24 protein-coding genes are annotated in these 24,256 nt (G+C 43.3%); 14 read left to right on the top strand and 10 right to left on the bottom strand.

Annotation, left to right across the window (positions count from 1 at the left end):
* The first annotated feature begins 44 nt into the window (after nucleotides 1-44).
* The 3 genes from KHQ79_RS17440 to KHQ79_RS17430 all read left to right on the top strand — a co-directional run bounded on the left by KHQ79_RS17440 (nucleotide 45) and on the right by KHQ79_RS17430 (nucleotide 3,317).
* Nucleotides 45-1,049: a LacI family DNA-binding transcriptional regulator gene (locus tag KHQ79_RS17440; RefSeq protein ID WP_225516314.1), complete on the top strand. Its 1,005-nt coding sequence runs from the start codon at nucleotides 45-47 to the stop codon at nucleotides 1,047-1,049.
* 87 nt (nucleotides 1,050-1,136) lie between these two features.
* A complete protein-coding gene (locus KHQ79_RS17435; protein WP_225516312.1) occupies nucleotides 1,137-2,480 on the top strand; it encodes a sugar porter family MFS transporter in 1,344 nt (447 codons plus the stop codon).
* Between the two features lie 15 nt (nucleotides 2,481-2,495).
* Entirely contained in the window at nucleotides 2,496-3,317 is an 822-nt protein-coding gene (locus tag KHQ79_RS17430; protein WP_003240597.1) for a sugar phosphate isomerase/epimerase family protein, read from the top strand.
* A 29-nt stretch (nucleotides 3,318-3,346) separates the two neighbouring features.
* Here KHQ79_RS17430 and KHQ79_RS17425 read toward each other — a convergent pair whose 3' ends face one another.
* The 4 genes from KHQ79_RS17425 to dinB form a co-directional block, all read right to left on the bottom strand.
* A complete protein-coding gene (locus KHQ79_RS17425; protein ID WP_268277663.1) occupies nucleotides 3,347-3,565 on the bottom strand; it encodes an Hsp20/alpha crystallin family protein in 219 nt (72 codons plus the stop codon).
* Between the two features lie 94 nt (nucleotides 3,566-3,659).
* Nucleotides 3,660-5,288, bottom strand: coding sequence for an ABC-F type ribosomal protection protein VmlR (vmlR, locus tag KHQ79_RS17420; RefSeq protein WP_225516310.1), 1,629 nt, complete (start codon nucleotides 5,286-5,288; stop codon nucleotides 3,660-3,662).
* Nucleotides 5,289-5,611: 323 nt separating this feature from the next.
* Nucleotides 5,612-6,988, bottom strand: a complete 1,377-nt coding sequence (locus KHQ79_RS17415; protein WP_225516308.1) for an amino acid permease — start codon at nucleotides 6,986-6,988, stop codon at nucleotides 5,612-5,614.
* A gap of 174 nt (nucleotides 6,989-7,162) precedes the next feature.
* Nucleotides 7,163-7,681 carry a damage-inducible protein DinB gene (gene dinB, locus KHQ79_RS17410; RefSeq protein WP_003240602.1) on the bottom strand — a complete coding sequence of 173 codons (519 nt, stop codon included), beginning with the start codon at nucleotides 7,679-7,681 and terminating at the stop codon, nucleotides 7,163-7,165.
* 165 nt (nucleotides 7,682-7,846) lie between these two features.
* On the opposite strand from dinB, the gene KHQ79_RS17405 reads away from it, so the two are divergent.
* From KHQ79_RS17405 to KHQ79_RS17390, 4 genes are all read left to right on the top strand, one after another.
* Nucleotides 7,847-8,305 (top strand): MarR family transcriptional regulator, encoded by a 459-nt coding sequence (locus KHQ79_RS17405; protein WP_029316777.1) that lies wholly within the window; start codon nucleotides 7,847-7,849, stop codon nucleotides 8,303-8,305.
* Nucleotides 8,302-10,959 (top strand): MMPL family transporter, encoded by a 2,658-nt coding sequence (locus KHQ79_RS17400; protein WP_225516306.1) that lies wholly within the window; start codon nucleotides 8,302-8,304, stop codon nucleotides 10,957-10,959. Before KHQ79_RS17405 ends, KHQ79_RS17400 begins: the two co-directional genes overlap by 4 nt.
* Nucleotides 10,960-11,096: 137 nt before the next feature.
* Entirely contained in the window at nucleotides 11,097-11,699 is a 603-nt protein-coding gene (locus KHQ79_RS17395) for a TetR/AcrR family transcriptional regulator (RefSeq protein WP_225516304.1), read from the top strand.
* A 20-nt stretch (nucleotides 11,700-11,719) separates the two neighbouring features.
* Nucleotides 11,720-12,460: an SDR family oxidoreductase gene (locus tag KHQ79_RS17390; protein ID WP_225516302.1), complete on the top strand. Its 741-nt coding sequence runs from the start codon at nucleotides 11,720-11,722 to the stop codon at nucleotides 12,458-12,460.
* Nucleotides 12,461-12,497: 37 nt separating this feature from the next.
* Here KHQ79_RS17390 and KHQ79_RS17385 read toward each other — a convergent pair whose 3' ends face one another.
* The 3 genes from KHQ79_RS17385 to KHQ79_RS17375 all read right to left on the bottom strand — a co-directional run bounded on the left by KHQ79_RS17385 (nucleotide 12,498) and on the right by KHQ79_RS17375 (nucleotide 14,279).
* Nucleotides 12,498-13,127, bottom strand: coding sequence for a nitroreductase family protein (locus KHQ79_RS17385; protein WP_003240607.1), 630 nt, complete (start codon nucleotides 13,125-13,127; stop codon nucleotides 12,498-12,500).
* Between the two features lie 15 nt (nucleotides 13,128-13,142).
* Nucleotides 13,143-13,637, bottom strand: a complete 495-nt coding sequence (locus tag KHQ79_RS17380; protein WP_080010747.1) for a MarR family transcriptional regulator — start codon at nucleotides 13,635-13,637, stop codon at nucleotides 13,143-13,145.
* An 84-nt stretch (nucleotides 13,638-13,721) separates the two neighbouring features.
* The gene (locus KHQ79_RS17375; protein ID WP_003225384.1) at nucleotides 13,722-14,279 is read right to left on the bottom strand and encodes a helix-turn-helix domain-containing protein; all 558 of its coding nucleotides are present in this window, start codon (nucleotides 14,277-14,279) and stop codon (nucleotides 13,722-13,724) included.
* A gap of 118 nt (nucleotides 14,280-14,397) precedes the next feature.
* Between KHQ79_RS17375 and KHQ79_RS17370 the strand changes: the two genes are divergently transcribed.
* The 3 genes from KHQ79_RS17370 to KHQ79_RS17360 all read left to right on the top strand — a co-directional run bounded on the left by KHQ79_RS17370 (nucleotide 14,398) and on the right by KHQ79_RS17360 (nucleotide 16,846).
* Nucleotides 14,398-15,123, top strand: coding sequence for an AzlC family ABC transporter permease (locus KHQ79_RS17370; RefSeq protein ID WP_003240610.1), 726 nt, complete (start codon nucleotides 14,398-14,400; stop codon nucleotides 15,121-15,123).
* Nucleotides 15,120-15,443 carry an AzlD domain-containing protein gene (locus tag KHQ79_RS17365; RefSeq protein WP_019257616.1) on the top strand — a complete coding sequence of 108 codons (324 nt, stop codon included), beginning with the start codon at nucleotides 15,120-15,122 and terminating at the stop codon, nucleotides 15,441-15,443. The genes KHQ79_RS17370 and KHQ79_RS17365 overlap by 4 nt, the downstream gene beginning before the upstream one ends.
* Nucleotides 15,444-15,637: 194 nt before the next feature.
* A complete protein-coding gene (locus KHQ79_RS17360; protein WP_003240613.1) occupies nucleotides 15,638-16,846 on the top strand; it encodes a Bcr/CflA family multidrug efflux MFS transporter in 1,209 nt (402 codons plus the stop codon).
* A gap of 38 nt (nucleotides 16,847-16,884) precedes the next feature.
* Here the strand turns inward: KHQ79_RS17360 and KHQ79_RS17355 are convergent, their stop codons facing one another.
* On the bottom strand, nucleotides 16,885-17,622 hold the full coding sequence (locus KHQ79_RS17355; RefSeq protein ID WP_019257618.1) for a sulfite exporter TauE/SafE family protein: 738 nt from the start codon (nucleotides 17,620-17,622) through the stop codon (nucleotides 16,885-16,887).
* A gap of 233 nt (nucleotides 17,623-17,855) precedes the next feature.
* Here KHQ79_RS17355 and KHQ79_RS17350 point away from each other — a divergent pair, with 233 nt between their 5' ends.
* The 3 genes from KHQ79_RS17350 (at nucleotide 17,856) to KHQ79_RS17340 (ending at nucleotide 21,268) form a co-directional block, all read left to right on the top strand.
* Nucleotides 17,856-18,530, top strand: a complete 675-nt coding sequence (locus KHQ79_RS17350) for a GntR family transcriptional regulator (RefSeq protein WP_003240615.1) — start codon at nucleotides 17,856-17,858, stop codon at nucleotides 18,528-18,530.
* A 126-nt stretch (nucleotides 18,531-18,656) separates the two neighbouring features.
* Entirely contained in the window at nucleotides 18,657-19,919 is a 1,263-nt protein-coding gene (locus tag KHQ79_RS17345; RefSeq protein WP_100275928.1) for a glycoside hydrolase family 18 protein, read from the top strand.
* Between the two features lie 161 nt (nucleotides 19,920-20,080).
* Nucleotides 20,081-21,268 carry a glycosyltransferase gene (locus KHQ79_RS17340; RefSeq protein ID WP_225516300.1) on the top strand — a complete coding sequence of 396 codons (1,188 nt, stop codon included), beginning with the start codon at nucleotides 20,081-20,083 and terminating at the stop codon, nucleotides 21,266-21,268.
* Between the two features lie 37 nt (nucleotides 21,269-21,305).
* Here KHQ79_RS17340 and KHQ79_RS17335 read toward each other — a convergent pair whose 3' ends face one another.
* A complete protein-coding gene (locus KHQ79_RS17335; protein ID WP_225516298.1) occupies nucleotides 21,306-22,016 on the bottom strand; it encodes a DUF4352 domain-containing protein in 711 nt (236 codons plus the stop codon).
* Between the two features lie 65 nt (nucleotides 22,017-22,081).
* Nucleotides 22,082-23,470 carry an alkaline phosphatase family protein gene (gene phoB, locus KHQ79_RS17330; RefSeq protein WP_100275930.1) on the bottom strand — a complete coding sequence of 463 codons (1,389 nt, stop codon included), beginning with the start codon at nucleotides 23,468-23,470 and terminating at the stop codon, nucleotides 22,082-22,084.
* 391 nt (nucleotides 23,471-23,861) lie between these two features.
* Here phoB and KHQ79_RS17325 point away from each other — a divergent pair, with 391 nt between their 5' ends.
* On the top strand, nucleotides 23,862-24,233 hold the full coding sequence (locus tag KHQ79_RS17325; RefSeq protein ID WP_225516296.1) for an iron chaperone: 372 nt from the start codon (nucleotides 23,862-23,864) through the stop codon (nucleotides 24,231-24,233).
* Nucleotides 24,234-24,256: the final 23 nt, after the last annotated feature.

The following is a 24,256-nucleotide window of genomic DNA, read 5'->3' as shown; positions in this document are numbered from 1 at the left end:
CGTTTATACTAGAGAGGATCTATTTTATAAAGGTGGCCTTCTTAATGAAAACAACCATTTATGATGTTGCTAAGGAAGCAAACGTTTCAATCTCTACCGTTTCAAAGGTTCTTAATAATACCGGCAATATAAGCGAAAAAACGAAAAATAGAATTTGGAAAGTGATTGAGGAGCTTCAATATCAGCCAAGTGTTGTGACTTCAGCGAGAAAAATGATGAAGACCATCGGGCTGCTCATTCCTGACATCGCCAATCCGTTTATGGCCGAACTGGCCAGAGCTGTGGAGGACAGCGGCCGTAAAAAGGACTTCAGTGTCATCATATGCAGTACGGACAATAATTCGCTGAGAGAAGAAGAATATATTACCATGCTGAAGCAAAAGCATGTAGACGGCATTATTGTGGCGACGGGTCTCAAAAACAGTCAGGCGATACGCGAACTGATTGAAAGCGACATGCCGGTTGTCATGCTGTCGAGAGATATACCGCATCTGCCTGTAGACACTGTAGTGGCGGATGATTTTAAAGGGGGATACGAGGCAGCTGTCCATTTAGCCCAATTAGGGCATACAAATATAGCTGTCATAGCAGAAAAGATTAACAATACATCAATCAAAAATCGTGTCATTGGCTTTAAAGAAGGACTGCAGGTTTCAGGAATCCAAATTGATGAATCAGCTATTCTGGACTGTCCATATGACTTGTCAGCCAGTAAAGACATCAGTTTAAAGCTGCTTAATCAAAAACATAGGCCGACGGCTGTCTTTGTGACGACTGAGCTGCTTGCTTTAGGCGTTTTGCAGGCTGCAAGGCAGTTTCATATTTCTATTCCTTCATCCCTTTCTCTAATTGGGTTTGACAACAGCGTCCTTGCAAAGATCAGTGATCCCCAATTGACGACTATCGCACAGCCGACTGAAGAAATGGGAGAAAAGGCAATTGAACTGCTGATGGACGGCATGGCCAATTCAAAACAAAAGAAAGTGATACAGCGCGTGATGCTGTCTCCTTCATTAATAGTGCGGGATTCAACGGCGTCACTGTTATGACCCTTTTGGTATTTTGGGGGATCTTTCTCTTAAACGAAGGGATCTCCCTTACTTAAACGTTAAATACAATCAGTCGGAGGTGTCTTGATGACATCCAAAAAGGTCTATATCAGTTTTATTTATTTTTTCGGCGCATTAGGAGGTTTGCTGTTCGGGTACGATACGGGTGTAATATCCGGCGCGCTGCTGTTTATTAGAGAAGACATGGAGCTGACTCCATTTTTAGAAGGATTGGTTGTCAGCGGAGTACTGATTGGCGCTTTAGCCGGAGCAGCCTTTTGTGGAAGATTTTCCGACCGCTATGGCAGGAAAAAAACAATCATCTGGCTCGGTGTGCTTTTTACAATTGGAGCCATTGGAACAGGCTTGGCTCATAATATCGGAATATTATTACTATTCAGAATAGAATTAGGTGTAGCGGTTGGAGGAGCTTCGGCAATTGTTCCTTTGTATCTGTCAGAAATGGCGCCTGCCGCGATCAGAGGCAGAATCGCTTCATTGAATACATTGATGAATTCTTTCGGGATTCTCATGGCGTATATTGTAAACTTTGTTTTTTCATCTTCCGGCAGGTGGGATTTGATGCTCGTATTAGCAGTGATTCCCTCCGTCATTCTCATGGCCGGCATGTTTTTTATGCCTGAAAGCCCGCGGTGGGTGCTGCAGAAAAGAAGTGAGGATGAAGCGCGCCATATTTTGCTTCTGACGAGAGATCCGAAAACAATCGATGCTGAGATCCGCAGTATGAAGGAGATCAAGACGGAAGAGCGTGTTTCAATATCAACATTATTATCTCCGGCAATCAGGCCGATCTTATTTATCGGTATTGGGATCGCCATCTTTCAGCAAGTGATAGGCACGAATACGATTATTTATTATACACCGACCATCTTAGAAAATGCGGGATTCGGCGCTGCCAGTGCCATTGCAGGAACCATAGGCATCGGCATTATCAATGTCTTATTTACGATCATTGGCTTGCTGCTGATTGATAGGATAGGGCGAAGAAATCTTATGCTGATTGGCAATGTCGGAATGTCTTTGGCACTTGGTATTTTGGGTGTCAGTACGCTATTCTTTCATGCACCCGGGTGGCTGCTGTTATCCTGCTTATGCTTGTTTATGGTAGCGTATTCAGCGAGCTGGGGAATGGTCGTTTGGGTTGTGCTGGCTGAAATTTTTCCGTTGCAGGTCAGGGGAACGGCGCTGGGAATTGCTAGTACCTGTCTGTGGCTGGCAAATATTGCAGTGTCGCTGTCCTTTCCGCTGCTTTTAGATCTGATCGGTACAGGTTCTTTATTTCTCATGTACGGCGCCATTGGCGTTCTTGCCTTTCTCTTTGTTTATCAATATGTGCCGGAGACTAAAGGCAAATCATTGGAACAGATTGAAGGAGAAATCATGTCAAAGAATACAGCTTCATCTTTCTAAAAGGGGGATTTCAATATGGGAAGAGAATATGGGTTATGCTTATGGACTTTCGGCAGCATTCCGTTTGAACAAAAATGCCGGCTGGCTGCAGAAATCGGAGTAGATGGGGTTGAGATCGAAGGGGATATTTCGCTGAATCCGAAAGACATTGCCGAAACATTGGCTGCTCATCAAGTAAAGGTTTTATCGGTAACGCCAAGGAATGTGGATATTTCAAGTGCGAATGAAGAAGTTCGGTCAAAGGCTGTACAGTATTTCTTGGATTTACTGGATTGGGCTGCGGATGCAGGCGCCCCCCGTATCTGTCTTCACGGCGATGTCGGTAAAGTGAGAGGGAGCGGTGATGATGCCCGGGATTGGAGTTTATTGGTCGAAGGCGCTAAAAAAATCATGGCCAAAGCGGAGGAATTACAGATTCAGGTCGTATTCGAAGTATTAAACCGGTACGAAAATCATCAAGTGGTCACTGGCAAAGAAGCGTTACAATTCATACGTGATGTCAATAGCCCCAATCTCGAAGTTCTTCTCGATGCGTATCATATGAACATAGAAGAAGCTGATCCTGTGAAGGCCATTAAATTGGCAGGACAGAAACTCGGAGTCTATCACGTGGCCGATTCAAATCGCCAGGCGATAGGAAACGGCCATGCGAATCTCAAAGAGCAAATCGAAGCGCTCAATTTTATCGGTTATAAAGGCCCGATTATTATGGAGATGGTGGCGGCTGGACCGGATCCGTTTACTCCGATTAAAGGAAATGCCTATTTGGAAGTAGTTGCAGGGTATTATAAGTCATCATTAGAGACATTAAGGTCATGGGAAGGCTTGAAAATATAAAGAAAAAAGGACAACGGCTGTTGTCCTTTTTAATGAAAATCAACATCGATTTTATTTTTATTGCCTTGCGTTAACTTAGGCATTCTGACGACCAGTACTCCATTCGTGTAGGTTGCTTTTACGCCTTCGTGAGAAACAGCTGCCGGCAGTGTCACGGTTCTGTGGAAGCTGCCCGCGTAACGTTCTTTTCGATCCCGGGAATATCGGAATGTAGCCACCACTTCATTTTTAGTTTGGTGTACATCCACTTTTATGCTGCCTAGAACCTCCTGTGTGTCTATTTCGTTTGTCAAAATTATTTGCTTTTTTGTGCTCTATATTGTTTTAGAGGTCCTCACGGCTTCAATCCAGCTCTTTAATCCGTTTCGTAAGCTCATTGAAAGCCTGATCCAGCTCCTTGTACCCTTTATCATTTGGCATCATAAAACTGAGCTTTCCCAGTACTTCTTGTCTCTCTGTCTCAAGCTTTAAACGAAGCTCCTCCCGCTCATTTCTTTCTGTTGGAACGTCATTCAATTGCTTTTCGATGCCATTGTCCGAGATGACGAGTTTACTGTTTGTTGTTTTTTCGAGAAAGTATCGGTCATGTGAAACCGCCAGCAATGTACCGCTGTATTGTGACAGTGTTTCTTCCAGCTGTTCGCGTGACGGCAGATCGAGATGGTTTGTCGGCTCATCTAAAATCAGAACGTCTTTTTCCTCAAGAATATATGCCATCAACTTGCACTTTACACGCTCACCCATACTCATATGCTTGATTGGCTCAGTCCATTGGGAAGCTGTAAAACCCAAGTGCCTCATCAGGCTTTGAACATGCCCTCTTGCTTTGTATGTTTCATTATCAAATAACTCTTCCGGTGTTTGTTCTAAAGGCAAATCAAACACTTCCTGCGTTAAATAGCCGATATTTGCGGACGGCGACACCCATACACTTCCCTCAGCTGCTGTTTCCTGTCCCAGAATGATTTTCAGTAATGTCGTTTTTCCGCTGCCATTGGGGCCTATGATCGCAACCTTTTCGCCATGCTGAATCGTAAAGTTTGCGTTTGTAAAGAGGGTTCTTTCGCCAAAAGCCTTCGTTATATTCTGAACTTCTAAAAAACGTTTTCCTGTTTTTTTGCTTGTGTCAATTGAAAAGTGTACAGTGTATTCCGGCTTAACGGGTTCCGCCTTTGCTTTTTCCAGTTCTTTTTCAAGCCGCTTCTGCTTGGATTTAGTCTGGGCATCCGTACGCTTCGCTTTTACACGGTGATATTCTTTAAACCCTTCCTTTTTCGTCGATTGGTCATGGGCTTTTTTCGACCATGAAGCAAGCTCATTCATTTGTGCTTCAATCCGTTCAACCATTTTTTGCTGCTTTTCATATTCTCGCTGCTGGGTGAGTCTCTTCTTTTCACGGAACTTCATATATCCAGAGTAATTCCCTTTGAATTCGATCAGCGTTTGGTCTTCAAGCGACCATATTTTTGTGGCAGCTTCGTCTAAAAAATATCGATCGTGAGAAACAAGAATCACAGTGCCTCTATAACTTTTCAGCTGTTGAATGAGAAACTGCAGGCTACTTTCATCAAGGTGGTTTGTCGGTTCATCTAACAGTAAAAGATCTGCATCCTCCGACAGTCCTTTCGCCAGCCGCGCTTTCAGTTTTTCACCGCCACTTAACTGTTGGAAATCACGGATAGGCACACGCCATTTCTCCAATAATTTCTTTTCGGCAGGCGTCTGATCCGCGAAGGAATACGACGCGGTTTCCTGTTCAACCATCGTCATTTTTATATCCTGCCGAAGGATTTGTCCCTGTGCAGGGGCTAAGTCATTGTGAATGAGGTGCAGCAGCGTAGATTTCCCAGCACCGTTTTTGCCGATAATCCCAATGATATCTCCTTGCTGAACACTTGCATTTACGTTTTTGAAAACAGTCAGATCCTTCACTTCATAGCTGACGTTTGTTAATGTTACGATCTCTTTCATCCATATCCCTCGCTTTAAAAGGGAGAATAAAAAAATCCTCCCAAAATGTGTTGGAAGGATTAGCCGCGCCTGTGCATGATCAAATAAGCTATTTTGCATAAATAGCAGTGTCGTATATATAGAAAATGGGCAGACTAATCCTATTTTTTCTGATTTGAAATATTGATTTCAAACGGTAAAAATAAGATTAGTTAATCATTGTCCACCCATCATCCCTTCTTGTTTTGATTACAAATACTATAGCATACCTTCAAATTTGAAAGCAAAGGTCATTTTCATCAAAAAAACTCCTGCTCTCATTTCTGAGGCAGGAGCTGCGAATCTTATTGATGCTTCGCTTTTCTTACTTTATAAATCACAATCAGCAAAATAAACCAAACCGGTGTAACGAATAGCGAAACTCTGGTATCCTCAGCCAATGCCAGCACAACAAGGATAAACGCCAGAAACGCAAGAATCAGGTAATTTGTAAACGGATAAAGCGGAAGCTTAAACTTATTTGTTTTTGCTAGTTCAGGTCTTGTTTTCCGGTATTTCATATGGCAGATGACCGTAATACCCCAAATATAGATAAAGCATAAGGTTGAAATGCTTGTGATCAGGGTGAATACGCCTTCTGGCATGATGTAGTTTAACGTGACACCGATTAAAATCACGATAGCCGAAAAGAACAATGCATTTCTAGGTACTTTACGCGGAGTCAGTTTCGCCATTGATTCAGGCGCATTGTTATCTTTCGCCAGGGAATAGACCATACGGCTTGTACTGAATACAGCGCTGTTGCATGCTGAAGCAGCGGATGTCAATACAACAAAGTTGATAATGCTTGCTGCCCCGACGATGCCCACCGCGACAAATACTTGTACGAATGGGCTCTCGCTAGGATTGACGACATCCCAAGGATAGATGCTCATAATCACAAGAAGAGCACCAATATAGAAAAGCAGCACCCGGACAGGGATATTGTTGATCGCTTTAGGAATTACTTTTTCAGGGTTTTCTGTTTCACCGGCTGTAAGTCCGACCAGCTCAATGCCGACAAAGGCAAACACAACCATCTGGAACGAGAGGATAAACCCGTGCATGCCATTCGGGAACATGCCTCCGTGGCTCCAGAGATTTGTGAAACTGGAGACCCCTGAGCTTGTGGAAAAACCTTTGAAAATCATCACAAGGCCAATGACGATCAGGGCCAAAATGGCAATGACTTTAATTAAAGCAAACCAAAATTCTAATTCTCCAAAAAGCTTAACGGTTGCCAGGTTCATAATCAGTAAAATAATCAGAGCGATTAAGCCGGGCACCCATTGCGGCACACCCGGGAGCCAATATTGAGTGTAAAGCCCGACGGCTGTCAGATCAGCCATCGCAATGGAAATCCAGCAGAACCAATATGTCCAGCCGGTGATAAAGGCTGCCATATCGCCTAAATAGTCTTGCACAAAATCAACAAAAGAGTGATAGTTCAAATTCGATAACAACAGTTCACCCAGAGATCTCATAATTAAAAAGCAAATGATCCCCGTGATCATGTAAGCAAATAAAATCGACGGTCCAGCAAAATGAATCGATTTTCCAGAGCCGAGAAATAAGCCTGTCCCAATGGCCCCGCCGATGGCAATGAGCTGGATGTGCCTGTTTTTCAAGCCTCTCTCCAATTTTTGCTGATTTATATTGTCTTTCCTCATGTCGTCTGTCACTTTGTGTGTTCCTCCATTAAAAAATGTTTATTGAGTCAGCAATATGTTTTTAATGATTATTATAACACTAAAATTTCTATCTTTTTTACTATAAAGGATATATGAAAAGAAATTTTAATGTGATTTGGACTATTTCTCATAAAAAAAGCGGCTCCATTTAGGGAGCCGCTTTTTTTATGCCATTTCTGTTTTTTTCATATACAGGTAGAGCCCGTAATCTGTCGGAGCTGATGCATATCCTGCCTGCCGCAGCATTGCCGTGATATTGCCGCGGTGGTATGTCCCGTGATTGACAACGTGGGGAACCAGTTCAGAAACAGTCGTTTTCATGATTCCGCCAGAGGGGTTTTGAATCTGGAGGGGCTTATTGAGCTGTTCTTTTTGCTTTAAAAATAATGTATAGCGCTCAGATAACGTTAGAAACAGGGCTTCCATTTCCCCCATTTCTTTTGCCTCTGTCTGTTCTTTAAGCTGTTCAGCTAACGCCATAGCATCACTCAAGCTTTTGCCGGAAAACACTTCAATCCAGCCTAAATCAGAAAGATAAACATGAGACAGCACATGGGAGATCGACGGAAACACACTTTGCATGTCTTGGCGATATACCTCTTTTGGAAGCTCTTTTAATCGGCTGAATATTTGCTGATTGGCCCAGACGTTATATTCATACAATTTTAATGAAAAATCTGACATGTTAATTTACCCCTTTCGCGTTTATAACTTCTATTGTACACGAACGGGTGTTCTTTGTGGAGATTCGTGAATAAAATATGTTGACAGATATAGTTTAGGGGAATAAACTAATTGACATTGATCATAAAGTTTACAGGGGTAAACTATAATGAGGAGGGGAAGATGTTGAATGAACAAAAGCTATGTCAGGCGATAAACCTGTTTGTAGAAGTATTACTTGAAGGGACAGAGTTTGTGCATCGTGAAATCAATCAGGATGTCTTCAAGCATATCTCAAGGGAACAGGCGGACCTGTTAAAAATTTTAAAAGTCAAGGGCCCAACCTCTCCCGGCAGCCTGGCTATGTATCAAAATGTACATAAGAGCGCGATTTCGAACAGACTGAAAAAGCTGCTCGATAAGGGATTGGTTGAATGGGATGACTGTCCGGCCAAGAGTGATAAGCGCTCTAAGCTAATTAACATCACAACCAGCGGTGAAACCATACTAGAAGAATTAGATTCAGCCATCTTTAACGCTCTCAAAGGGCTGATCGATGATATAGATGAGGAACACTTAAATTCCATCATAGAGATATTCACCATTCTAAAAAGCAAATTTAAAGGAGGAGATCCTGCCGAATGAGAGCAATCATCAAATTCAAGTGGGCAATTGCAGCCGTTATATTAGCACTTACCGTCGCATTGAGTTTGTTTTCTCCGAACTTAACGGAGCTGGCCAATCAAAAGGGGCAGGCCCAGCTTCCCGCTGATGCCGTTTCAGAAAGAGCAAACGCCATTTTAAAACAAGCGGGAGAAGACAATAATTCGATCAGTGTTGTCTTTACATTAGACCACGCTTTGAAGAAAGAAACAGAGGACCAGCTCCGCACAATGGTCGATAAAATCAAAAAGATCGACGGTGTAGAAGAGGTAACGTCTCCTTTGACAGCTGAAAAAGAAGTCAAAGACCAATTAATTTCAAAAGATAAGAAAACCGTCCTCATTCCTGTCACGATTACAGGTTCTGATAAAAAGGCGGAAAAAATCGCGGATGACATTTATAAAATCGTTCCTGATGATTTGACCGCATATATTACGGGAGCTTCTCTCATCAATCAGGATTTCGCTCACAGCTCAGAGGAAGGGCTCAAGAAAACGGAAGTAATCACCGTCTGCTTGATCATCGGTTTACTGCTGATCGTGTTTCGATCTGTTGTGACGCCTTTTATCCCGATTGTGATTGTCGGTTTCTCTTATCTGATCAGTCAATCCATTTTGGGGATCCTTGTGTACAATGTTGATTTTCCTATCTCAACGTTTACGCAAACCTTCTTAGTCGCCATCCTGTTCGGTATCGGGACAGATTACTGCATTCTGCTTCTTACCCGATTCCGTGAAGAATTGGCAAACGGGCATGACAAAAAAGAAGCGGCGTTTATCGCTTACCGTACAGGAGGAAAAACCTTATTTATCAGCGGATTTGCGGTATTGATCGGATTTTCCGCCTTAGGATTTGCGAAGTTTGCGATTTTCCAATCCGCAGTAGGAGTCGCAGTCGGTGTTGGAATCTTAATGATCATCCTCTACACACTGCTGCCATTATTTATGGTGACGCTGGGTGAAAAATTATTCTGGCCTTCTAAGAAAGTGCTGTCTCACAGTGACAATAAATTATGGGCGTTTCTCGGGAGACATTCCGTTGTGCGTCCGTTTCTGTTCATTGTCATCACGATAGTTATCACGCTTCCGTTCATTCTGACCTATGATGACCAGATTTCATTTGATTCGACTGCGGAAATCAGCAGCGATTATAAATCAATCAAAGCTCTCAAGGCCATCAAGGACGGATTCGGTGAAGGGAAAGCGTTCCCGATCAATGTTGTCGTGAAAGGAGACAAAGATCTCACAACAGCTGATACAATCCCTTATCTCGGAAATATCAGCAAAGCGATTGAGAAAGTCGATCATGTTGACTCTGTCATGACCATCACGCAGCCGACTGGTGAAAAAATCAAAGATTTATATATTGATAAACAGCTAGGCTCGGTTTCAGACGGGCTCGATAAGACGGTAAAAGGAATTGCCGATGTCCAAAGCGGTTTAACGGATATAGAAAACGGACTCAATCAAATGGCGGGGCAAACCGGCTCAGCCTCAAATAGCAGCTCCGGCGGTTCACTGGGCGATGCGGCAGACGGCTTAGGCAAAATCAATCAGCAGCTGCAGCTAGTGGGCAAACAGATTTCCCAAACCGGCAATACCGCACAGACCGTACAGCAGCTTACGGCAATCAGCGGACAGCTTGGTCAGATTCAAATCGGCCTTGAACAAGCAAACCAGCAGCTCTCAGGCCAGCAGGCACAAGCAGGAACGCTGGTGGAAAGCCTGAAGAAGCTTGCCGAAGGTGTGAAGAGCGCAAATGATGGCCTGACGAAAATCACTGACGGCATAACAGCTTCCAGTGATATGTTAGAGGATATGAGTAAAAGCTCAGCCGTAAGGGATACAGGGATATTCATTCCTGATCAAGTGATGAAAGATAAAGACTTTAAGAAGTCAATTGACCAATATTCCTTTGCAGACGGCAAAGGCGTGCAATTAAGCGTCGTCTTGGATTCCAATCCTTATTCAGAACAAGCCATTACGACAATAAACCAAATCAAAAAAGCTGTAGCAAACGAAGTTGACGGCACTCCTCTCGAGGATGCACAGATTGTATACGGCGGGGTCACGAGTATGAATGCGGACTTAAAAGAGCTGTCTACAACGGACTTCTCCAGAACAATGGTGATCATGATTATTGGCCTGTTTATCGTGTTAACCATTTTGTTCCGCTCAATGATTATGCCGATCTATATGATCGCCTCACTGCTGCTCACGTACTATACGTCGATATCCATAACAGAATTGATTTTTGTAAACGGCTTAGGAAACGCCGGCGTCAGCTGGGCAGTACCGTTCTTCAGCTTTGTCATCTTGATCGCGTTAGGGGTAGATTATTCGATCTTCTTGCTGGACCGATTTAAGGAAGAGGTGCATATGGGCATTGAGCAAGGTGTTATCAGATCAATGAGCAAAATGGGATCCGTCATTATTACAGCGGCCATTATTTTGGCTGGAACGTTCGCGGCGATGATGCCTTCAGGCGTCAATACGCTGATGCAGGTGGCAAGTGTCATCATTATCGGGCTCTTGCTTTACGGTCTTGTCATCCTTCCGCTCTTCATTCCGGCAATCATCGCGACCTTTGGCGAAGGCAACTGGTGGCCGTTCGGCAGGAAGAAAACAAAAGAATAACCAAGAGAAGAGTGATGAATAGTTCATCACTCTTTTTTTATGACAAATGACAAAAATAAATATTTGTCATTTGTTTACGGTTTTGCTAAGATGTCCTCAAGGAGGTGTCTCATGCGGCCCTGAAAAGCCGCAGCACTATGAACAGATCTTCAGATGGTGACGTGTTAACCAAAAAACAAATACTGATAGCGACAGAAGAAACACTAAGGCGTTTTGGTGTCGCCAAAACATCAATCACAGATGTAGCGAAAGCATTACATGTAAGCCATGGAACGATCTACCGCCATTTCAAAAGCAAAAAAGAGATTCTGGAAGCGGCGACTGAAATGTGGCTGAATGAAAAGATCAGCGTGCCTCTTACCGCTGTATATGAGGATTCTTCTCTAAAAGGTGCTGCGCATGTAAAAGCTTATATCAAGAAATTGTTTGATCTAAAGCGGTATTATGCTTCAGAAGATGAAGAGTTATTTGCCATGTATGCGAAAGTAACGGGTGAATGCTCTGAGTTGGTCAACAAAAGCATTGTTCATATGGTCAAGCAATTGAGTGTTCTTTTGAATGACTGTGACACGAAATCAAATGATCATGAGGAACTGGCACGAGGCATTTTTTACGCTACAGAACGTTTTCATCATCCCGCTCATGCGTACGAGTGGAAAAAAGATACGATTGAAGAGGAATTTGAAAGTGTTTGGTCATTGCTTGAAAATGGTTTGTTAGCTTTCACGGAAAAATCGTAATCAATCGGAGAGTGACATACATGGAACCGGTAAAAGGAAAAACAGCGATTGTAACTGGAGCTTCAAGGGGAATCGGTCGTGCAATTGCCGAACAGCTGGCTGATCTCGGCATCAAAGTAGCAGTCAATTATTCAAGCAGCCCGGAAAAAGCGGAAGAGGTTGTGGAAGGCATCAAGAAAAAGGGCGGAGAAGCTGTAGCCATCCAAGCCGATCTCAGCCGGGTAGCCGGCGTCGAGTCGTTATTTACAAAAACCATCGATGCCTTTGGAAAAGTAGATATTCTCATCAATAATGCGGGCGTCAATATTTATCAGCCAATCGAAAAAGTAACAGAGGAAGATTTCGATAAGCAGTTTAATCTCAATGTAAAAGGAACGTTTTTCGCCTGCCAGCAAGCGATGAAATACATGGAGGAGAAGGGGAGAATCATCAACTTCTCGACATCCGTCGTCGGTCAAATGTTTCCGACGTACAGCGTGTATGCGGGAACAAAAGGTGCGGTTGAGCAATTCACCCGCCAGCTTGCAAAAGAATTAGCAGTAAAGCAAATCACCATTAACGCAGTTGCGCCGGGGCCGGTGAACACTGAGCTGTTTACTGTAGGCAAAACCGAGCAGCAAATTGAAGGTTTGAAAAAGACCATCGCACTCGGCCGTATTGGTGAACCCGAAGATATTGCAAATGTCATCGAGTTCCTTGTAAGTGAAAAATCACAATGGATCACAGGCCAGACGATCCGCGTGAACGGCGGCTTTATTTAAAACAAAGAGCCCGGAAAATATTCCTGGGCTCTTTGTTTTATTTCCATTCTGCAATTGTATCAATCGGCAGACGGTAGGAAGCATAGCCTTCGTCTGCTGCTTTTCCGATAGAAAGAAGCATAACCGGTACATAACGTTCTTTATCTAATCCAAAGGTTTCCGCGATGTTTTCTTTATCGTATCCGCCGATCGGGTTTGTATCGTAGCCGTGTGCGCGTGCAGTCAGCATTAGCTGCATCGAAACGAGGCCTCCGTCAATCAGGATCGTTTCGCGGTTCACCTGTGCAGGAAGCTTTTCAAAATGAGCGGTCAGCGCAGCGATTTGTCTGTCTTTGACCTCCTGCGGCATGTAACCGAGTTCCACAGCTTTTGAATAGATTTCTTCTAAGTAGTCTGCATTGTTCATGTCTGCAAATACAGCAATGACAGCAGATGATGTTGTGACTTGTGTTTGGTTAAAGCTTGCAAGCGGTGCGAGCTTTTCTTTTCCTTCCGGGCTGTCAATGACGAGAAAACGCCATGGCTGCGCGTTAACAGAAGATGGCGCAGTTGTTGCTTCCTCTAAGATTTCTGTCATCTCTTCTTTAGTGATTTTTACTGTCGGATCATAGTTGCGAATGGAACGGCGTCCTTTCATAATCTCCATAAAATCATTTGTTTTGATCATGTTGATACACTCCTCTTATGCTTCAATATTGTCTATGTTGTTCCGCATGCGCGCCAGCACATCAATGAGCAGGCGGCGCTCTTCTGTACTTACATTTGCGAGCATTTCCTTCATGAAACGCTCCTTTTCTTTCTTAGAAGACTCGATTCGCTCTCTTCCTTGGTCTGTTAACCGAACAAGGGTGATGCGATTGTCCTCAGGCTTGCGCCGTCTTGATACCATGCCTTTGGCTTCCAGCTGTTTTAGGTGTCTAGTGACGGCTGCGCTATCTATATTTACTTTCTTTTGAAGGTCGCTTTGACTGATCTCATCTGCATGATAAAGCAATGTCAGCAATTCCAAACGAGATTGGCTGATGCCCGTGCATGCCTCGAACTTCATGCCAATCACCTTGTTCACGCCTTGCAGCTGATATAAAATCTCGGCTTCCTCTGAACAAAATGATGCCAAAACCCATCCCTTCTTTCTTGTCAAAACTATTAATTGATATATCAATGATTGACACGTCAATTAATATACAACGAATGATTTCATCTTGCAAGCCATTTGCACATATGAAAAACCTCCCAGCAATTTAAGCTGAGAGGTTTTTTGTCACCCTTGCGGCTCAGGATAAAACATCAGCAGAAAAAAACTGGCTGTTTCTTCAGATGAATTGATGTAGCTGTGCGGGGTTGACCCTGTAAACTGCAAGGCGTCTCCGGAAGCGAGCATATGCTCCTGACCCTGCAGAATGACTGTTAATTCGCCTTCTTTAATTAAAATATATTCTTCTCCTAAATGTGTTTTTGCTTCATGTATACATCCAGGTTTCAGATCCACAACGTAAATTTCAAACTTTGTTTCAGGATTGTAGGGAAAAAAAGGGTAGACGCTGTAGTTTTCTTCATTATCTGTAACAGGTTCGATATCCTGCAGGTTGATTTTTCTAACTTTTGGTTTGTCTTCTTTTAGAAATACAGAAAAGGATACTTGAAGCCCGTTTGCGATCTTCCATAGCGTGGTGACAGTCGGGGTTGATTTCCCTTTTTCGATTTGTCCGAGCATCGCTTTGCTGACACCCGTTAATTCAGAAACTTGATCAAGGGTCAGGTTTCTGTTTTTTCTAAGTTTGACTAGATTCATTGCGATAATGGCTTGGATATCATCCATACATGTATCTCCTTACGTCCATATTCGCTTTATTATAACATATGGAAGTCTGTTATCACATTCTATTGTCAGTTATAACATACGTGTGTATAATATGTTAGACGAGGAGGAGAACAGAATGATATCTGAAAAAGAAATGACTCATGCAAAAACTGACGAGCCAACATTCCTGCAGGGATTTCAAGATTGTGTTCCGACGCTGGTCGGTTACATCAGTGTAGGCTTGGCTCTCGGAATCGTGGGGGTTGCGTCGCATTTAAGCGTAATGGAAATTGTGTTAATGTCAGGATTGGTTTTTGCAGGCGGCGCCCAGTTCATTATGTGTGCGTTGTTAGCGGCGAACAGCCCAATGTCAGCCATTATTCTGACAACGTTTATTGTGAATTTGCGGAATTTTCTACTAAGTGCCGCGCTTGCTCCTCATTTTTCAAAGTATTCACTGGCGAAAAATGTAGGGATCGGCATGATGGTAACAGATGAATCGTTCGGTGTTGCTTCAAATAAGATTGTTAAAAAAGAGCCGATTAACGACCGCTGGATGTTCGGTTTAAATCTTACTGCGTATGCATGCTGGGTGCTTTCCTGTGTGGCAGGTGCTGTTTTTGGCAAGTGGATTACCGATCCGGAATCGTTCGGACTTGATTTTGCGGTGACGGCTATGTTTTTAGCGCTGCTGGTTCTTCAACTGGAACATGTTGTGCCGGCGAAGCTTAAACATTATGTATCTCTCATTATCTATATGGTGATTGCCATGGTTGTTTTTTCTTTCTTTATGCCGTCTCATCTTGCTGTCATCATATCAACGGTCATCGTAGCAACAATCGGGGTGGTGACTGATAAATGAGTGTCAATACATACATCTTGATGGTGATTATCGGCTGTGCGCTGGTCACGATGATTCCCCGCGTCATTCCCTTTTTAGTTGTTCGGAATATCACTTTGCCGGAGCCCGTCCTCAAGTGGCTATCCTATGTGCCGGTGTGTATATTGACAGCACTTGTCGTAAAGGATTGTATGATTCAGTCAAATGATTCTCTTCAATTGAATTGGCCTGTAGCCGTCATCCTGATCCCGACTCTCTTGATTGCGATGAAAACGAAAAGTTTATCCATTACTGTGATCAGCGGTGTTCTTCTTATGGCGGGTTTGCGGTTATGGGCATAGAACAGAGCTATAACGGAACTCAAAAGATCAGGGCAGCAGATCCTGATCTTTTTGTGTCTTTCGTTCAAGCTTTAAGCGGCTTTCACAGACTGAAAGTTATGATACAATATACAAATGTTTTACAGCTTCAATCCATCGTTGGAGTTGACATCCATTTTATATAAGGGACTAGGTTGAAGGGAAGGTTTGATAACATGCTGCACAATCCAACTGGAAAAGAACGCTTGGCATTGGCGTTTCTGCTCGGCATGCTTGCTATATTGGGCCCGCTTAATATAGATATGTATTTGCCGAGTTTTCCTGAAATCGCGGATGATTTATCAGCAAGTGCTTCACTTGTACAGTTAAGTTTAACAGCCTGTCTGGTCGGGCTTACCATCGGCCAGCTGATTGTCGGGCCGGTCAGTGATGCGCAGGGAAGACGGAAACCGCTATTAATCTGTATATTTTTATTTGCATTATCTTCTCTGTTTTGTGCGCTATCGCCCAATATTACAACATTAGTGGCTGCGCGTTTTTTACAGGGGTTTACCGCTTCCGCAGGGCTTGTGCTGTCTCGTGCCATCGTTCGCGATGTATTTACAGGCAGAGAGCTTTCTAAATTTTTCTCGCTGTTAATGGTCATTACAGCTGTTGCGCCAATGGTTGCGCCTATGACAGGCGGTGCCATTTTGCTTTTGCCATTTGCAACGTGGCATACGATTTTTCATGTGTTAACGATTATCGGATTTTTACTTGTTCTTCTGATTGCATTGAGATTAAAAGAAACGCTGCCGCCAGAAAAACGGATTCCAAGCTCAATCGGTACATCTGTTAAAACGATGGGCAGCCTGCTGAAGGATCGATCCTTTATGGGGTACGCGTTAACTGTCGGATTTATTCACGGGGGAAGCTTTGCTTATGTATCCGGTACACCATTTGTATACCAGGATATCTATGGGGTGTCTCCGCAGGTGTTTAGCATTCTTTTCGGCATTAACGGCCTGGCAATTATATCGGGCAGTTTTATTATCGGGCGCTTTGGCGGAATCATTCATGAAAAGAACTTGCTTCGCATGGCGGTCATTACGGCTATGATTGCGACTGCTGTGCTTTTGACCATGACCATGATTCACGGCCCTCTTGCCACATTAGTCATATCCATTTTCATTTACATGATTACAATTGGCATGGTTCTGACCAGCACGTTTACGCTGGCCATGGAGAAGCAGGGGCATCGTGCCGGAAGTGCAAGTGCGCTGCTAGGAATGCTGCCGCTGCTCCTCGGTTCGATCGTGTCGCCGCTTGTGGGCATTAATGAGACAACAGCCATCCCGATGGGAGCGATCATGTTTGTGACAGCTGTCATCGGCTCGCTGGCGTTTTTTGGATTAACGAAAGAACGAGCAGAGCAGAACCAATAAATAAAAAACCTGACAATATGTCAGGTTTTTTTGTCTTATTAGAATAACAACAGCAGGCCCGCAATCGCCGGGGTCAAAAAGATGGCCGATTTCAGGACCACCTTTGGCATAAGGTTGGTGAATTTCGCGCCTACATAGGCACCGCACATTGTGCCGACCAGAACCTTGATCAGCAATACATAATCAACAAATCCTTCTGTGATATATCCGATGCCTCCTCCTACCGCGAGAGGGATGATTACAAGCATCGTCGTTCCGACAGAATGGCGGATGGACAGGTTCAGCATAATCATTAAACCGATCTGAATAAAAGGCGCTGACCCGATGCCGAATGTGCCGGAAAGAACGCCGGCTACAATTCCTAAGATGACCGCTCTCGTATACGTTGAAAGAGTGCTTTGATTCACTTGTGCCTTCTCTTTTAAAAGAAACAATCTGATTAAAATGAGAATCGCTGATAAAAATAACATCCCAGCCGTCAAGTAATGAAGCAAATCAGCCGGAATGAAAGATGTCAGCTTGGCGCCGAAAAATGAGCCGACCGCAGCAAAGCATCCGACTGTTAAGCCGATTTTCATTTGAATGTTCCCTTCACGATAGTGGCTGTACGCCCCTGATAAGCTGGTGAAAGCCATCCCGGCGAGGGAAGTGCCTAAAGCCGTATGAATCGGGACGTGGAAGAGAAGAGTTAAAAGTGCAATGACAAAGCCTGCTCCTCCGGCACCAATAAAGCCTAAAATAATACCGAGAAGAAACATAACAAAAATGATGAGCATATTTTTTCCTCCATTGAAAAGATCAAATAAAATAAGTGCGCTATTCTGGCGGAGGTATGGTGTCCTATTGGCGATGTAAAACAGTTGCCAGTAGTCCGTCGACCGTCGTTCAGCAAACATATCGTACCTCAAATTCTGAGATCTGACAAGGCAGTTTGTTGCTTCCCATTACCATCTGTTATATGATTTTGATGAAGAAAAGCCCCTGAATATATTCAAAAGAGGTATTATATATGGACGATTTTAAATTAGACAAACCGACTCCTTACTACCTGCAATTTTATAACCAGCTGAAAAAAATGATTTTCAACGGGACTTTTAAGCCGGGGGAACGGATAAACGAAACACAGCTGGCGAAAAGCTTTGGCGTCAGCCGCTCTCCGATAAGGGAAGCCATGCGGCTGCTTGAGAAAGACGGGTTGTTAAAAGCAGATGACCGAAATGGATTTTCTATCACGTCGTTAACGGCAAAAGATGTAGATGAGATTTATAAAATCAGAATCCCGCTGGAGCAGCTGGCAGTCGAGTTAGTCATAGACGAAGCGAATGAGGAAGAGCTTGCCATACTTGAAAAACAGCTTGAAGAAACAGAAAAAGCCATTCACAACGGAACGGAAGATACGGAAATCATCAGTTTAAACCAAAGGTTTCATGAGCTGCTTGTCGATTTTAGCCATAACAGACATTTGAAAAATTTGCTTGAGCATGTAAATGATCTGATTCACTTTTGCAGAATCCTTAATTATACTGGTGACCACCGTGCAGAAACGATCCTGAGTGAACACCGCAAGATATTTGAAGAAGTGAAAAAGAAAAACAAAGAAGCAGCCAAACAGTATGTGATGGCTCATTTCAATCATGACTGTGAGCATTTGAAGCGTGTGCTTGAAGAAGGAAAAGAGAATTGATATGCGTGATCCGGAACCAAGGGGGAGCTGACCCCTTGGTATTTTTTATGTGTTCACCAACATATATAAGGAAACCGATTAATAAGATTTTATGATGGATTGACTAATGAATAATGGGGGTTAAACATGTTTATCCATATCGTCGGGCCTGGTGATTCTCTGTTTTCCATAGGCAGAAGATACGGTGCTTCTGTTGATCAAATCCGGGGTGTGAATGGTTTAGATGAAACGAATATAGTGCCGGGGCAGGCTCTCCTTATCCCTCTTTATGTATATACCGTTCAGCCGGGAGACACGCTGACCGCCATTGCGGCAAAAGCGTTTGTTCCACTAGAGCGGCTGCGGACCGCAAACCCGGGCATCAGCCCAAATGCTTTACAGGCAGGAATGAAAATAACGATTCCATCTATCTCAAATTACATTGCGGGTACGTTAAGCTTTTATGTTCTCCGAAGTCCTGAGCTCGACCGGGCGTTAATCAATGATTATGCGCCATACTCGTCTTCGATTTCGATTTTCGAATACCATATTGCACCTAACGGCGACATTGCAAACCAGTTAGATGATGCGGCCGCTATTGAGACAACATGGCAAAGGCGAGTGACACCGCTGGCCACCATAACCAACCTTACATCGGCAGGGTTCAGTACAGAACTCGTTCACCAAGTCCTGAATAATCCGACAGCGAGAACCAACCTGGTCAACAATATTTATTACTTAGTTTCCACAAGGGGATATGGGGGTGTGACAATCGATTTTGAACAGGTGAGCGCCGCAGATCGGGATCTTTTCACTGGTTTTTTACGTCAGCTGAGAGATCGCCTTCAGGCTGGAGGCTATGTGCTGACGATAGCTGTTCCGGCAAAAACAAGCGATAATATTCCATGGCTGAGAGGCTACGATTACGGAGGGATTGGAGCGGTTGTCAATTATATGTTTATCATGGCTTATGATTGGCATCATGCCGGGAGTGAGCCGGGCCCTGTAGCTCCGATTACTGAGATCAGGAGAACCATTGAGTTTGCGATTGCGCAGGTGCCGAGCAGAAAAATCATTATCGGAGTCCCGCTCTACGGATACGACTGGATCATCCCTTACCAGCCGGGCACAGTTGCTTCAGCCATTTCAAATCAAAACGCAATCGAAACAGCGATGAGGTACCAAAGCCCGATACAATATTCAACCGAATATCAATCACCTTTTTTCCGGTACAGAGATCAGCAGGGGCGAACGCATGAGGTATGGTTTGAAGATGTCAGGAGCATGAGCCAGAAGATGCTGATCGTCCGCGAATACGGGTTGCAAGCCATAGGCGCTTGGCAGTTAACCTTGGGCTTCACGCCAGGCCCGTGGCTTCTGCGGAAATTTTTTACGATCAGAAAGGTATAAAAAAGACACCAAAGCTCGGTGTCTTTTTTGGATTTAAGTCCAGAGCAGCAGAATTGTTCAATCATTTGTCCCTTGCATGGCGATACGTCCCCATTTTACGATTAGTAGTGTAGTCTGATCAAACAAAGTTTCAGAATACGATATGAGAGGGAGTTGTCAAAATGAAGACAGTATTGATTTTAAATTTTCCTGCGGAAGGCCATGTGAATCCTACCTTAGGCATCACAAAAGCGTTTTCCGATAAGGGATATGATGTCCACTATATTTCCACTGAAAAATATAAAAAACGATTAGAAGCGGCGGGAGCAACTGTCCATCTTCACCAGGATCTGCTGCGAACAACACCTATTCATATCGGTTCGCCCAATGGCATTCTTGATTTCTTGAAAATCCATATCAAAACCTCGCTGGACATTTTACATATTGTGAAAGACTTATCAAAGAACATTCAATTTGATTTTGTGTATTATGATAAATTCGGTGCGGGTGAATTGGTGAGGGATTTCTTAGATATTCCAGGGGTCTCTTCATCAGCGTCCTTCCTGTTTGGCGAAGAGCATCTGAAAATCCTGCCGCTGCATCCGGAATCTGGAGCGCCGCTTGAATTGGATCAAGAGTGCGAAGATCTTTTAGAAAGAATGAAAGAAACGTACGGTGTTGCCCCGAAAAATCTGGTTCAATTCATGAACAATAAAGGGGAATTGAATGTAGTGTATACAAGCCGTTATTTTCAGCCTGAAAGCGATCGTTTTGGGGATGAATGTTTGTTTATCGGCCCCAGCTTTCCAAAGAGAGCGGAAAAAACAGATTTCCCGATTGAACAGTTAAAAGATGAAAAGGTTATTTATATTTCAATGGGGACTGTTCTGGACAATACGGAGGAATTTTTCAACCTCTGTATTGATGCATTTTCTGGCTTTAACGGAAAAGTCGTCATCGCTGCCGGAGAAAAAGCGGATCTGACCAAATTAAAGCAGGCGCCGGAAAACTTTATCATCGCCCCGTATGTCCCTCAGCTGGAAGTGCTGGAGCAAGCTGATGTCTTCATTACACACGGCGGAATGAACAGCGTAAATGAAGGAATTCATTTCAACGTGCCTCTGGTTGTAATGCCTCATGACAAGGATCAGCCGATGGTGGCGCAGCGCCTTTCTGAACTCCATGCAGGCTATGTCATCTCTAAAGATGAAGTCGATGTACAAAAATTAAAACAGGGCGTAGAGGCGGTTTTACATCATGATCAATATACGGAAGGCATTAAAAAAATCAATCAAAGCTTCCAAGAGTGTATGGACATGGATGAAGTGATGGAGCGGATTGATGAATTGATTCGCCAAAAAAACAGATAAGAAAAGAACTCCCGTACCAGGTACGGGAGTTCATCATTTAAAACTTGATTTTGATCTTTTGAGCATCACTGATTTTCTTATGATTTTGGTCAAAGACGTCACTTGTTGTAATTTCGATCCACTTGATCTCTTTTGCTTTCTTCTTATCATCAGCATCTTCGTCATGAGCATGGCCGCTTGATGCGTTCACAATAAAGCCGAGATTTCCGGACTTTTCGGCTCCGCCTTCCAATTCGCCATTTAACTCTTCAAGATAAATATCTTTGTTCCAATCAAAAGTTTCCCCTGTATTTGTTTTCATCAAGGCAATCGGCGCAACATTTACTTTCTTTGAAGATGTGTTCTTGATGTCAACAAAGACCTTAACGAAATCAAATTCTTCATCGTGTGTTAACACATGAAAGTAATCAATCATGCTGTAGTCCGGGCGCAAATGGATCAGCTTCATTTCTTTTACTGTTAACTCCACGTCGCCAATCTTATATGTTTGATTCACTTGCTTGATATCCTTTAAAACAGCTTTTCCCTTGTCATCAGAAAACGTTTGGCCCGCCTTCAGCAATGACCGGTCATCGGTTACTTGGGAATTAGGCTGATACTCATCTATGCTGTCTTTTTGAGTTGATGTGCTTTGCGGTGTGGCTTTTACCGCTTGTTCTCCGCCAGCACTTTGTTTTTCTGTATTGGCGTTCGATGAGCAGCCCGCGAGCACGACGATAAAAACGAAGATCGAAAGAATTCCTCTCATGATGATTCCTCCATTAATAAGAGAGCCCGTTACTTCATACAAGCAACGGGACACCTTGTATTCTTTTACTTATCTTTAATCTTAATGTTGTATTGTAAAGCGTTGAAAACATTTTTGGCAATTTCAGTATTATCAATTTGGCCTGCAAAGTCCTCGCTAGACGGTCCGTACGCATAGACCGGAACATCTTCACCAGTATGTCCGCCTGTCGTCCAGCCGGTGTGGGAGCGTTTATTGAAAATTTCCTCGATCGCATTATCGATTTCAAGCACTTCTTTCGTTTTTGCGGCTTTTTCAACAGATTGAATTTCTGATTCAGTTAAAGCTAATTTCTTTTGATCAATATACGTTTTTAATGTTTTTTCAACATTTGCGCCGTCAGCGATTTTTTCTGCCATAAAGTCAGGTGTGCGCTTTGCGGCTTTAATGGGTTCACTGAACCAGTTGTAGATGCCGTCAGCACCAATGGAATATCCGCCGGTTGAGTGGTCAGCCGTTGCGACAACCAATGTATGCTTGTCTTTTTTGGCGAAATCAAGAGCCGCCTTATAAGCTTGTTCGAAGTCTTCCATTTCGCTCATGGCGCCGACGATATCATTGTCATGGCCCGCCCAGTCAATCTGGCTGCCTTCCACCATGAGGAAGAAACCGTCTTTATCCTTGCTTAATTTTTTAATTGCTGTGTTTGTCATGTCTTTTAATGAAGGAATATCCTTCGTGCGGTCAATCTTTTTAGGCAGGCCGCCGTCCGCGAATAGTCCGAGAACTTGGCTGTCTTTATTCTTCAGCATGTCCTTGCGGTTATCCACATAGCTGTAACCCGCTTTTTTGAATTCCTTGATCAAATTGCGGTCCTTGCGGTCAAAATTGCTTTTTCCTCCGCCTAGAAGGACATCAATTTTGTGCTTGCCGTTGACCATTTCATCAAAATAATCATCGGCAATCGAGTTCATATTTTTTCGGCTGTGATCGTGTGAACCGAAAGAAGCCGGAGTGGCATGTGTAATTTCTGAAGTGGCCACAAGTCCTGTTGATTTTCCTTTTTCTTTTGCCGCTTCAAGTACCGTTTTGGCTTCGGAACCGTCATTATCCACCGCAATCGCATTGTTATATGTTTTGATCCCGGCAGACATAGCCGTTGCTGCAGATGCAGAATCTGTTACGTTTTGTTCTGGATCTTCAGGGTAAGTCGTTTGCTGGCCGACAAGGTATTGATCAAAAGCGGTAGGCTCTACAAACTTTGTCTTTTTATTATCTTTTAAATAACGATGAGCAGACGTATAGGACACACCCATACCATCACCAATCAGAACGATCACATTTTTAATTTCGTTTTGATTCCCCTTTTTCTTTTCCTGGGCGCTGGCTTCAGGCACACTGCCGCTGGCTAAGCTGCTGAACGCAATAGATGATAAAACCGCAATAGGCAGTAATTTCTTCGGGAATTTTTTCAACTGGATAACCTCCTAGAAATATATAAATCTGAAAGACAACCTCATTATATTTTTCAAGTGTTAAGCTAGTATTAATCGATTTTAAAGATTGGATTTACAAGAATAATTAACGGACACCCTTAAATAATGGTTATTCTTTTATGAGAAGTTTTAGAAGGAAAGAGCAATAGTACTAAAGAAATAAATTGAAGGAACAGATACTGGCTGTGGGGAGGCGGACTGATAACTGCTATAGTCACATAGAAACAACCCGCTTACTTCTTGAACAATCAGGATTCTTTTAAGTATTACATTTGGAAATAGGATTGTTTAAGTACGTGTCTGGTCGGTTCCGTTTGGAGTTTTAATGAACTTCTCTGAACGGTATCATTTTATTTGAGGAGGGAACAACATGGATGTTTTTTCTGAATATGTAGCGGGGATTGATGACCCGTTCCACCGAGAAAGAACGGAAGAAGTGTTGACTTGGATAAAAAATAAATATCCAAATTTATATACAGAAATAAAATGGAATCAACCAATGTTTACGGATCATGGTACATTTATTATTGGCTTTAGTGTATCTAAAAAGCATTTAGCTGTCGCCCCTGAAAGTGTGACGATAAGGCATGTACAGGATGATATTGTAAAGGCCGGATATGACTATACCAAGCAGCTGATACGTATCCCTTGGAATGGCCCAGTTGATTACCCGCTACTTGAAAAAATGATTGAATTTAATATTCGAGACAAGGCTAACTGCTCCACTTTTTGGCGGAAATAAAAAAATAAAATAGCTTTAGGAAT

The organism is Bacillus sp. TSO22, assembly GCF_020223595.1.
GTDB classification, from domain to species: Bacteria; Bacillota; Bacilli; order Bacillales; family Bacillaceae; genus Bacillus; species Bacillus inaquosorum.
The sequence above is the reverse complement of the archived record's forward strand: the minus strand, read 5'-3'. Positions and strand labels throughout refer to the sequence as shown.